Here is a 13,284-nt window from a genome sequence, read left to right as displayed (position 1 = left end):
GGCCGCGATGTAGTCGGCGTAGCGAACGGACGGTGCCTCGTAGGAGGGCAACTCGTCGCCGACCTTCAAGTGCCGGTACACGCCGAGGAGTTCCATGAGGAACGTGCTGAGCGTCCAGCCCTCGGTCACGGCATGGCAGTGGCTGACCGTCAGACGCCAGGCGTCGTCCGACTCGATGTGCGCGCAGAACCGCATCAGCGGAGCCGTGGTCAGGTCGAAGCCGCGGGCCCGCTCGCGCGCCGCGTACTCCTCACCGGCGGCGGCCGCGTCCCGGCCGCGCAGATCCTCGACCTCGACGGACAACTCGTTCCGTGAGTGCACCACTTGCAGCGGCTGGGAGTAGCCGTCCAGGTGCACGGAGGTACGCAGGATGTCGTGACGGGCGACGACGGTGTCCACCGCGCGCTGCAGCGCCTCCGCGTCCAGCGGCTGCCCGTCCAGGATTCGGAACGAGTTGATGTTGTGGTAGACGTCCCGGCCCTCGCTCCGCGCGGCCAGCATCTCCACGACCATGCCGGCCTGGATCTGCGACAGCGGATAGGCGTCCACGACGTCCACCGGCAGGGCGGCGCGGTCCTCCGCGCCGATCAGCGCGAACGGCTCCACCGCCACCGTCACCTCGGCAGCGGACCGCCCCTCGACCGAAGCGGCCAGCGCGGCGATCGTGCGGTGCTCGAAGATTTCCCGTACGTCGATGTCGTACCCGGCGGCCCGCAACGCGCCGACGAGACGGACGGCCCGGATGGAGTCACCGCCGACCTCGAAGAAGCTGTCCTCGACGCCGACCTCGGCCACATCCAGGACCTGGCTCCACACCGCGGCAAGACGCTCTTCGGCGGGCGTACGGGGAGCGATGTTCCGGCCGCCGGTGTAGGCGGTCTGGTCGGGGGCGGGCAGGGCACGGTGGTCGAGCTTGCCGTTGGTGGTCAGCGGGATGGCGTCGATGGCCACAAAGGCCGCCGGGATCATGTAGTCCGGCAGGGCAAAACCCAAGTGGGCGCGCAGTTCACCCACTTCAGCCGAACCGACCGTCATGCCCACGAGATAGGCGACCAGGGATTTCTCTCCGGTGTGGCTTTCGCGGGCCACGACCACGGCGTCCTTGACCGCCGGGTGCTCGCGCAGCCGGTTCTCGATCTCACCGAGCTCGATCCGATACCCACGGATCTTGACCTGCTTGTCGATACGACCAAGCGACTCCAGACTCCCGTCCGGACGCCGCAACGCCAGGTCACCACTGCGATACAACCGCGAACCCGCCGGACCGAACGGGTCCGGCACAAACCGCTCAGCCGTCAGCTCCGGCCGCCCGAGGTACCCACGCGACACCGCCGGACCCGAGACATAGATCTCCCCCGGAACGCCGACCGGGACGAGGTTTCCGTGGGCGTCGAAGAGATGAATGACGGTGTCATCCAAGGGATACCCGACCGGGCTGAGCGCCGGATGGGCCATGTCCTCAGCGGTGATGCGGTGATACGTGGAGTGCACGGTCGTCTCGGTGATCCCATACATGTTCACCAACGCCGGACGCTCGATACCGACCCGGTCGGTCCAGGGCCGCAGCTCACTCAGATCCAGCCGCTCTCCGGCGAACACCACGGCACGCAAGGCGAGTTGACCGGTCCTCGGATCGCCCTCTCCCGCAAGCGCCGTCAGCGACCGAAACGCCGTCGGCGTCTGACACAAGACCGTCGCCCGCTCCTGGACCAGCAGATCCAAGAACTCCTCCGGCGACCGCGTCACCTGCGCAGGCACCACCACCAGCGTGCCCCCGTGCAGGAGCGCACCCCACATCTCCCACACCGACACATCAAACGCATACGAGTGGAACAGCGACCACACATCATCCGCACCGAACCCAAAGTGCCGCTCACTGCTGCTGAACAACCGCAGCACATTGGCGTGACTGAGCCCAACACCCTTCGGCTTGCCCGTCGAACCAGACGTATAGATCACGTAGATCAGATCGTCCGGCACACCCACGGTCACCGGGGCCACAGACAGACACGCGTCGATCACAGCCCGGTCATCGACATCATCGATGACCACCAGACGCCCGGTGAAGGAAGACAACCGGTCGACCAGGCTGCGCTGCGTCACCAGGATCGGCGCGGCCGCATCCTCCAAAATCGTCGCCAACCGCTCATCCGGATTCGCCGGATCCAACGGCAGATACGCCGCACCCGACTTCAACACACCCAACAGAGACGGGATCAGATCGATCCCCCGCTCCAACGAAAGCCCGACCAACGTGCCGGGCTTCGCACCCAGGTCCCGCAGGTGATGCGCGAGCCGGTTCGCCCGTTCGTCCACTTCCGCGTAGGTCAGGCGAACGTCCCCGCACACCACGGCCGTACGCTCCGGTGTGCGGGCGGCCTGCTCGGCGAAGACCTCGTGCACCCGCCGGTCAACCGGCACCTCCACCGCAGCGCCGGCACCCCACTCACCCAGCAGCCGCTCCTCCTCACCCACCGGCAGATACACCGCACCCGCATCACCCAGCGGATCAGCGGCCATCGCCTCAAGAACCCGCCGATACATCGAGGCGAGACGCCGTACGTTCTCGCGGCTGACGACGTCCGTGGTCGTACCGAGGTTGAAGTGGCCACCGGACGCGATCGCGCTCAGGGCGAACTCGTTGACCCCGTCGCCGAGGTTGGCCTCGACGTCGACCGCCGAGCTGTCGACCTGGTGGAAGTCCTGGTAGTCGAAAAGGATGGTGAGCAGACGGTCGGCGGCGCCCGAGTCACGCTGGATGACGGGGAGGGGGTAGCGGCGGTGGGCCCAGATGCCCGCCTCCTGGGCGAATACCCGCTCGATGAAGGCCAGCCAGGTGCCCGAAGTCGGCCGATCCGCCGGGAATGGCAGCGTGTTGAGGTGCATGCCCAACACCCGCTCGGCATCCGGAGCCTCAAGACGACCGTGATACACGACACCCGTGTGGAAGGCGTCCTCCCCCGTCACCATCGACAGCACCTTCAGATGCGCCGCAAGGAGCACACTCTTCAGGGAGGCACCAGCCCGCTCCGCCAGGCCCCGCAGGCCCGGCTCCAGGTCCGCGAAGGGCACGCGCGTCCCGTGCCGGTCGGACGAACTGCCAGACTCGTCAGCCCAGTTCGCTGGCAGGGACGTCGGTGTGGCATGGGCGACGACGTCGGACCAGAACGCGCGGGTCTCAGGGGACGCCAGAGCGGTGAGCTCGGCGGCGATGAAGTCGGCGTAGCGCACGGCGAGCGGGGCGGGTTCCTCGGCGCCGTCGCCGTTCTGGATGCGGCGGTAGGTGTCGAGCACCTCGGCCAGCAGGGAGTTCACGGTCCAGCCGTCGGTGACGGCGTGGCAGTGGCTGAGCGTCATCCGCCAGGCGGTGTCGGACTCCACCTGCACGGCGAACCGCAGCAGGGGGGCAGCGGTCAGGTCGAACGGCTCGGATCGTTCGCGGGCCACGAACTCCCGGCCGAGCCGCTCCTGTTCCGCCGGGTCCATGCCCCGCCAGTCGTGGGCGGCCACCGGTACGTCGGCGGTGGCGTGCACCAGTTGCAGAGGCTGGGAGTAGCCGGTCATGGCGATGGAGGTGCGCAGGATGTCGTGCCTCTGGACGACCGAGCACACGGCCTCGCGCAGGGTGTCCGCCGCGAACGGACGCTCGTCGGGGATCCGGAACGAGTTGATGTTGTAGTACAGGCCGCTGTCCGGGCGGGCCAGCATCTCGACGAGCATGCCGGTCTGGATCTGCGACAGCGGATACGCGTCCACCACGTCCGCCGGAAGCGCGGCACGGTCCTCGTCGTCGATGAGCGCGAAGGGTGCGACGGCCTCCGTCAGCGAGGCGCCCGTGTTCTGCCCCGCCATCACGCGGGCGAGTCCGGCGACGGTCCGGTGTTCGAACACGTCCTGTACGCCGATGTCGTACCCGTCGGCGCGCAGCGCGCCGACGAGGCGGATGGCCCGGATGGAGTCGCCGCCGAGGTCGAAGAAGCTGTCCTCGACGCCGACGCGGTCAAGGCCGAGTATCTTGCGCCAGACCGCGGCGAGCCGCTCCTCGTCCGGGGTCCGTGGAGCGATGTGCCGACCGCTGGAGAAGGCGTCCTGGTCGGCGGCGGGCAGGGCGCGGTGGTCGACCTTGCCGCTGTTGGTCAGCGGTATCGCGTCGAGGGTCACGTAGGCCGCCGGGACCATGTACTCCGGCAGCGCCTCACCCAAGTGCTCCCGCAGCAAGGCCGCTTCCACCGTGCCGACGACGTATGCCACCAGGCTCTTGTCCCCGGCTTCATCCGCACGCGCCACCACCACGGCATCCCTCACAGCGGGGTGCTCGCGCAGCCGTGACTCGATCTCGCCGAGCTCGATGCGATAGCCGCGCACCTTGACCTGACTGTCGATACGCCCCAGGCACTCAAAGGTGCCGTCGGACAAGCGGCGGGCCAGGTCACCCGTGCGATACAACCGCGAACCAGCCGGCCCATACGGGTTCGGGACGAACTTCTCCGCCGTGAGCCCCGAACGGCCGTGATAGCCGTGCGCCAGACCGTCACCGGCGATGCACAGCTCCCCCGTGATCCCGTCCGGAACCGGCCTGCCCTGCGAATCCAGCACGTACAGCTGGGTGTTGGCGAGCGGACCACCGATCGAGACGCCGTCCAGGACATCGGGAACATCCCAGAACGACGACCAGATCGTCGTCTCCGTCGGCCCGTACACATTCACCAGCCGCTGCACCCGCGTGATCAGCTCGCGGGCGAGACCGGCCGTGATCGGCTCTCCGCCGGTCAGGGCGGTCACGGCGTAGTTGTCGAATCCGGCCGCGAGCAGCAGCCGCCAGCCCGAAGGCGTCGCCTGTACGTGCGTGACCCGGTGCCGGTCCATCAGTGCGATCAGCGCGGTGGCGTCCTTGACCTCGCTGTCGTCGGCCAGAACGACACGCCCGCCGGTGATGAGGGGCAGGTGCAGCTCAAGACCCGAGATGTCGAACGAGATCGACGTCGACGCCAGCCACGCTCCGCGACGCCCGGTGCCGATGTCGTCCCGCACGGAGGCCAGGAGGTTGTGCAGGGCGCGGTGGCTGATCACGACACCCTTGGGCCTCCCGGTCGAGCCGGACGTGTACAGGACGTAGGCCGCCTGCTCCGGGTCCACAGCGACCGCGTCGAAGGCACCCGGAAGACCGTCGATCTCCGCACGGTGCGCGGCAAGGTAGTCATCCGTGACCACCAGCACAGCCCCGGCATCCTCGGCCATGTATGCGGCACGCTCAGCCGGCAACGCAGGGTCAATCGGCAGATACGCCGCACCCAACTTCCACACCGCCAACATGCTCACCAACACATCCGGCGACCGATGCAGAGCAAGCCCCACCACACCGCCGGGTACGACGCCCGCACCCCGCAAATGCCCGGCCAGACGGCTCGACCGCTCCTCCAACTCCCGGTAGCTGACACGCTGTTCGCCGCAGGCCACCGCAACGGCATCGGGAGTCGCCGACGCCTGGCCGACGAACGTCTCAAGGGTCAGCACGGTGCTGGTGGCTTCGGTGCGCCGGGACACAGAGGGTTGCTCCACTTCGGGTAGGTAGGCGGCGGTGGCGTCGCCATCGGGATCGGAGGCCATGGCCTCCAGGACGAGCCGGTACATCGAGGCCAGCCGTTCGGCGCCCGCGCGGCCGAGGGCACCGGTGTGCGTCTTGACGACGAGCGCGCCTCCCGTGGCCACGACACTGAGCGCGAACTCGTTGAAGCCCGCGCCGAGTCCGGAGGCGACGTCGATCGAGTCGGTGTCGACCTGGTGGAAGTTCTGGAAGTCGAACATCACCGGGATCAGCCGTCGGCTGTCGCCGGTGTCCCGCTGGATGGCGGGCAGGGGGTAGCGGCGGTGGGCCCAGATGTCCGTCTCCTGGGCGTGGACCCGCTCCACCAGCTTCAGCCAGCTGCCGGAAGGCCGAGTCGACGGGAACGGCAGGGTGTTGAGGTGCATGCCCAACACCCGCTCCGCGCCCGAAGCCTCCAGACGGCCGTGGTACACGACACCCGTGTGGAATGCCTCCTCCGGCGTCAGCGCCGAAAGGACCTTCAGATGCGCCGCAAGGAGCACACTCTTCAGCGAGGTCCGCGCCCGCGTGGCCAGCCCACGCAGGCCCTGCTCCAGGTCCTGGAAGTCGACCCGCAGCCGCAGGGGCTCGCTCGTCCCACCCGTAACCGTGCGCCATGCCTCCGGCAACGACAAGGGAGTGTGGCGTTCGACCAGGTCCTGCCAGAAGGCGCGGTCCTCATCGCCGTCCAGCGAGGCGAGTTCGGCGGCGACGAAGTCCGCGTACCGGACCGCCGGGGCCTCGTGCACCGGGGCCTCACCGCTGTCCCGCAACTGCCGGTAGCAGTCAAGGAGCTCCATCACGAGGCTGTGGTAGCTCCAGCCGTCCGCGATGGCGTGGACGTACGTGAACGTGATCCGCCAGGCGTCGTCCGACTCGACGTGCACGGCCATACGGATCAGCGGTGCGGCCGGCAGTTCGAACGCGGCGGCCTCCTCGGCGGCGACGAACGCCTCCAGCTCCCGCTGCCGCTGCTCGGGGCTCTGACCTCGCACATCCACCACGGCCAGCTCGATCTGCGCACCGGAGTGCACCAACTGGAGCGGCTGCGCGTAGCGCACGAAGTCGATCGACGTACGCAGCATCTCGTGCCGCTGGGTGATGTGGTCGACGGCGGCGCGGAACGCCTCCGCGGAGAACGGCTGATCGTCCGGGATCCGGAAGGAGTTGATGTTCTGGTACGCCGACCTGCCCTGCTCCTGCGCCGCCAGCATCTCGACGAGCATGCCGGTCTGGATCTGCGACAGCGGATACGCGTCCACCACGTCCGCCGGGAGCGCGGCACGGTCCTCATCACCGATGAGCGCGAAGGGGGGCACCGTGCCGACCGGCGAGACAGACCTGTCCCCTGTCACATGGGTGGCCAACGCGGCGATGGTGCGGTGCTCGAAGACCGCGCGGACGTCGACGTCGTAACCGGCGGCGCGTAGGGCGCCGACCAGACGGACGGCCCGGATGGAGTCACCGCCGAGGTCGAAGAAGCTGTCCTCCACCCCCACCTCGTCCTCTTCCAGGACGTTCGCCCAGATCGCGGCGAGCCGCTCCTCCGAGGGTGTGCGCGGGGCAGTTCCACGGGTTCCGGTGTATGCGTCCTGGTCGGGGGCGGGCAGGGCGCGGTGGTCGACCTTGCCGCTGTTGGTCAGCGGTATCGCGTCGAGCGTCACGTACGCCGCCGGGACCATGTACTCCGGAAGCGCCTCACCCAGGTCCTCCCGCAACGGGGCCGCTTCCACCGTGCCGACGACGTACGCCACCAGGCTCTTGTCCCCGGCCTCATCCGCACGCGCCACCACCACGGCATCCCTCACAGCCGGGTGCTCACGCAACCGCGACTCGATCTCACCGAGCTCGATGCGATAGCCCCGCACCTTGACCTGACTGTCGATACGCCCCAGACACTCAAAGCTGCCATCGGACAAGCGACGGGCCAGGTCACCCGTGCGATACAACCGCGAACCAGCCGGCCCATACGGGTTGGGCAGGAACTTCTCAGCCGTCAGCCCAGGCCGCGCGTGATAGCCGTGCGCCAGACCATCACCGGCGATGCACAGCTCACCCGTGACGCCGACCGGAACCGGCCTGCCCTGCGCGTCGAGCACGTACAGCTGGGTGTTGGCGAGCGGGCCGCCGATAGAGACGTGCGTGACGGATTCCGGCACGTCCCAGGAGGACGACCAGATCGTCGTCTCGGTCGGGCCATACACGTTCACCAACCGTCCTACGTGTGCCCTGAGTTGTTGCGCGAGCTCGACGCTGACAGGTTCGCCGCCGGTCAACGCCACCACCGACCGGTCATCGAACCCGGCCGCCAGCAGCAGGCGCCAGCCCGAGGGGGTCGCCTGCACATGGGTCACACCATGTACGTCCGTGAGCGCCCGCAGCGCGGTGGCGTCCTTGGCCTCGGTGTCACCGGCCAGAACGACCCGCCCACCCGTGATCAGCGGCAGATGCAGCTCAAGCCCCGAGATGTCGAACGAGATCGACGTCGACGCCAACCAGACACCCGTGTGATCGGCACCCAGCCGCTCCCGCAGCGAGGCCAGCAAGTTGTGCAGCGCGCGGTGACTGATCACCACACCCTTCGGCCGCCCGGTCGATCCGGACGTGTACAGGACGTAAGCCACCTGCTCCGGATCCACGGCAACGGAATCAAACACCGAGGGCAAAGCCTCGATCTCCGCACGATGCGCGGCAAGGTAGTCATCCGTGACCACCAGCACAGCCCCGGCATCCTCCGCCATATACGCCGCACGCTCAGCCGGCAGCGCAGGGTCAATCGGCAGATAAGCCGCACCCAGCTTCCATACCGCCAGCATGCTCACCAGCACATCCGGCGTCCGCTCCAGCGACAGACCCACCACACCGCCATGCAGCACACCCACACTCCGCAGATGCCCGGCCAGACGACTCGACCGCTCCTCCAACTCCCGGTAGCTGACCCGCTGTTCACCGCAGACGACGGCAACCTCACCGGCATGATCCGCCACCTGCCCCGCGAACAACTCCAGCGCACCCGCACAACCGCCCCACTCGGTGACGTCCGAGACCGCCTCGAACTCCCCCTCGGGCAGACACGCGACCCCGGCATCCCCCTCCGGATCCGCCGCCATCGCCTCAAGCACCGACCGGTACATCGACCCCAGACGCCGCAGGTTCTCCCCGCTGATCACATCCGTCGTGGAGCCCAGCTGTACGGCCCCGTCGGCGGCCACCACGTTCAGCGGGAACTCGTTGCCGCCGACGTCCCAGGACGCACCGCTGCCGTACATTTCGGTACCGGCCGGGCGGAAGTCCTGGTGCTCGAAGAGCACGGAGACGAGTCGGTCGCCGATGCCGCAGTCACGCTGGATCTCGGGCAGGGGGTAGCGGCGGTGTGCCCAGATGTCCGTCTCCTGGGCGTGGATCCGCTCCACCAGCTCCCGCCAGGTGCCGGAGTAAGGCCGAGTCGCCGGGAACGGCAGGCTGTTGAGGTGCATGCCCAGCACCCGGTCCGAACCCGGGGCCTCCAGACGGCCGTGGAAGACCACACCCGCGTGGAAGGACTCGTCCGGCGTCAGCGCCGACAGGACCTTCAGATGCGCCGCAAGGAGCACGCTCTTCAGCGAAGTCCCGGCCGTTCGCGCCAGCTCCCGCAGCGGGCCTTCCAGGTCCGTGAACGGGACCTGGAGGCCGACCCGCTGCGCGCCGCTGCCCGCCGGATCGCCCCACACCTCCGGCAGCCGCAGCGGCGCATGCGCTTCCGTCACCGCCCGCCAGAAGGCCCGATCGTCCTCGCTCGCCATCGACTCCAGTTCGGCCGCGACGAAGTCCGCGTACCGCACGGAGGGCGCCTCGTACTCCGGTGCCTCACCGCCGTCCCGCAGGCTGCCGTAGCAGTCGAGGAGCTCCACGAGGAGCGTGTTGAGGGTCCAGCCCTCCGTCACCGCGTGGCAGTGGCTGAGGGTCAGGCACCAGCCGGTGTCGGACTCGATGTGTACGCCGAGCCGCAGCAGCGGGGCGGTGGTCAGGTCGAAGTGGCGGTCGCGTTCGCCTCGTACGTACGTCGCGACGACCTGTTCCCGCTCCGGGGCGCCGGCGCTCCGTACGTCGTGGATCTCGACGCCGATGCGCGCCTCGGCATGGACGAGTTGCAGGGGCTGGGAGTGGCCGGACAGGTGCATCGACGTGCGCAGGACGTCATGGCGGGCGACGACCGTGTCCACGGCGGCCCGGAAGGCTTCCGGCGAGAACGGCTGTTCGTCGGGGACGCGGAAGGAGTTGACGTTGTGGTAGACGTCCTTCGTGTCGGGGCCCGCGGCCAGCATCTCGACGAGCATGCCGGTCTGGATCTGCGACAGCGGGTAGGCGTCCACCACGTCCGCCGGGAGCAGGGCACGGTCCGCCGCGTCGATCAGCGCGAACGGCGCCACCCGTGACACGAGTGACACCGGTGAGCCGGAGCCCTCCGTCTCCTGGCCGCCCAGGAGCAGGGCGAGGTCGGCGACCGTTCGGTGTTCGAAGACGTCGCGGACGGTGACGTCGTGGCCGGCCTCACGCAGGGCGCCCACGAGGCGTACGGCCGCGATGGAGTCGCCGCCGAGTTCGAAGAAGCTGTCGTCGACACCGAGTTCGTCCAGGCCGAGGACGTCGGCCCAGACGCGGGCGAGGTGTTCCTCGGCGGGTGTGCGCGGTGCCGTGCCACGGCTTTCGGTGTGGGAGACCTGGTCGAGGGCGGCGAGCGCGCGGTGGTCGACCTTGCCGTTGCGGGTCAGGGGGACGGCGTCGATGGGGACGTAGACCGTGGGGGCCATGTAGTCGGGCAGGGCCGCCGACAGGTGGGTGCGCAGGGAGTGCTGGTCGGGGTCGGTGCCGTCGGCCGTGACGACGTAGGCGACCAGGCGTTCCACGCCGTGTGTCGTGCGCCGTACGGCGGCGATGGCCTCCGCGACGGTGGGGTGCTGCCGTAGGCGGGCCTCGATCTCGCCCAGCTCGATGCGGTAGCCGCGCAGCTTGACCTGGTTGTCGATGCGGCCCAGGAAGTCGAGGGAGCCGTCGGGCAGGCGGCGGCCCAGGTCGCCGGTGCGGTAGAGGCGGGAGCCCGCCGGGCCGAACGGGTCGGGGAGGAACTTCTCGGCGGTCAGGTCGGGGCGGCCGAGGTAGCCGCGGGCCAGTCCGTCGCCGGCGATGTAGACCTCGCCGGCGGCGCCGGTGGGGGCGGGCCTGAGGTCGTCGGTGAGGACGTACATCGCGGAGTTGGGGATGGGGTCGCCGAGCGGGATCAGTTCGCCGTCGGGGAGTGTGTCGATCGGCTGGCCGGAGTTGCCGATGGTGATCTCCGTCGGGCCGTACTCGGTGGCGAGCCGGGTGCCCTGCGGTCCGGCGAGGGCGCGCCAGCGGGCGACCAGGTCGGTGGTGAAGCTGTCGCCTGCGGCGATGACGATGCCTGCGAGGTCCCTGGCCTGGGCGGGGGTGAGCTGGTGGGTGAGCAGCTCCAGGTGGCCGGGGGTGAGCTTGATGAAGCTGAAAGGGGCGTGGGCGGCGAGCGTGCTGCCGAGGGCGGCCGTGTCGAGGTCGGTGGGCAGCAGGGTGACCGGCTGGCCGGTGATGAGGGGCGTGAAGAGGTCGGGGATGCCGAGGTCGAAGGCGATGGAGGAGAACAGCGGGGCGCCGCCGGTGCCCTGGGCCGCGTAGGAACCCACGGTCCAGGAGAGGTAGTTGGCCAGGCCGCGGTGGTGGATCATCACGCCCTTGGGGCGGCCGGTGGAGCCCGAGGTGTAGATGACGTAGGCCAGTTGGCGCGGGTCGGTGGAGGTGGCGGGAGGCGTGGTGGGCTGCTCGTCGATGAGCCAGGCGTCCTGGTCCAGGACGGTGAGGGTGCCGTGGTGGACGGCGGACAGGGTGGGAAGGTGGGCGCCGGTGGTGAGGACGAGTTCGGCGCGGGTGTCGGTGAGCATGTAGCCGAGGCGTTCACTGGGGACGCTCGGGTCGAGGGGGAGGTAGGCGGCTGATGCCTTCCAGATGCCGAGGAGGGCGGGCACCAGGTGGGTGTCGCGGTCCAGGCAGACGCCGACGAGGGTGTCGGGTCCGACGCCGTGCTCCAGGAGGTAGTGAGCCACCTGGTTGGCCCGCTCCTCGACTTGACGGTAGGTCAGCTCGGTGTCGCCCGCCCTGACGGCCACCGCGTCGGGGGTGGCCGCGGCCTGCCGGGTGAACAGGTCCACGGTGCTCGCGTCGCCACGGTCGATGCTCTCGCCCGCCGCCCATGCGTCCAGGGCCGCGCGTTCGCCGTCGGACAGCATCTCGACGGCGGAGATCCGGGCGTCGGGTGCCGCGGTGAGGCCGTCCAGGAGGCGGAGGTAGTGGCCTGCCATGCGGTCGGCGGTGGAGCGGTCGAACAGGGCGGTGGCGAAGAGCAGATGGGCGTCGAGCGGGCCGTCCGCGGCGTCGGCGACGTCGAGGGTGAGGTCGGTCTTGGCGGTGCGGTGGCCCGTCTCGGGCGTCACCGCCAGGCCGGGCAGCGCGAGGGCGGGGGCCTGTCGTTCGCGCAGAATGAAGTCCGCCTGGTAGAGCGGGGTGCGGGACAGGTCGCGCTCCGGCTGGAGTTCGTCCACGAGGGTGGCGAACGGCACGGCCTGGTGGTCGAAGGCGTCGAGGACCGTGGTGCGTCCCGCGGCGAGGAGCTCGGCGAAGGTGGGGTCACCGTCCCAACGCGCGCGGGCCACTAGGACGTTGATGCCGTAGCCGATGAGCTGCTGCAGCTCGGGGCGGCTCCGGCCGGAGACGGTCACGCCGACCGGGATGTCGGTGGCGCCGGTGTGGCGGGCCAGCATGAGCTGGTAGGCGGTGAGCAGGACGGTGAAGCGCGTGACGCCGTGGGTGCGGGCCACCTCGCTGACGCGTCGGGCGAGGTCGGCGGGGACGCTGAAGGCGACGGCGTCGCCGTGCGGGTCCCGGCGTGCGGGGCGCGGCCGGTCGGTGGGCAGTTCGAGGACCGGCAGGTCGGCCAACTGCTCGCGCCAGTACGCGAGGTGGCCTTCCAGGGAGGCTCCGGTGAGCTCGCCGCGCTGCCAGGCCGCGTAGTCCGCGTACTGCACGGGCAGCGGGTCGGCGGTGGGGGGCGTGCCGGTGCTGTACGCGGTGTAGAAGGCGCCGAGTTCCTGGGCGAAGACGCCCATTGACCAGGCGTCGCAGGCGATGTGGTGGAAGGTGACGACGAGCAGGTGCTCGTCGTCACCGAGCCGGTAGAGGCGGGCCCGGACCGGCCACTCCCCTTCCAGGTCGAAAGGGCGGCCGGCGTCGGCCTCGGCGCGGGCGTGGGCCTCGGCGGCACTGACGTCCGTGAGGTCGGCGACGGGCAGCTCGACGGCGCCTGGTTCGTCGACGATCTGGACCGGCTCACGCCCGGCCAGCGTGTAGCGGGTGCGCAGGATCTCGTGCCGCTCGACGATCCGGGTCAGGGCGGCCCGCAGTGCCTCGGCGTCGAGGGCGCCGCGCAGCCGCATCGCGAGCGGTACGGCGTACTCGGTGCTCGTGGGGTCCATGCGGTGGAGGAACCACAGCTGCTGCTGTCCGAACGACAGCGGCAGCTCCCGATCCCGCGGGACGCGCGGGATCGGGGCCCGGCGTCCGCCCCGCCGGCCGGCCAGCCTGCTCCGCAGCAGCTCCTCCCGCAGTGCGGTCGCTTCCCGGTCGTTCGTGGACGGCGCGTCGCCGATGCTCAT

General features: G+C 69.8%; 1 protein-coding gene (running past one end of the window). It reads right to left on the bottom strand.

Annotation, left to right across the window (positions count from 1 at the left end; translation table 11 throughout):
* Positions 1 to 13,284, bottom strand: the start of a protein-coding gene (locus tag J2N69_RS28140; protein ID WP_230903178.1) for a non-ribosomal peptide synthase/polyketide synthase. It extends 17,691 nt beyond the left edge of the window; the window shows 13,284 of its 30,975 coding nt (coding positions 1-13,284); it begins with the start codon at positions 13,282 to 13,284; its stop codon lies beyond the left edge, outside the window.

Origin of the sequence: Streptomyces huasconensis (genome assembly GCF_021028635.1) — a bacterium.
GTDB classification, from domain to species: Bacteria; Actinomycetota; Actinomycetes; order Streptomycetales; family Streptomycetaceae; genus Streptomyces; species Streptomyces huasconensis.
This window is presented reverse-complemented; position numbering and strand designations above follow the sequence as displayed.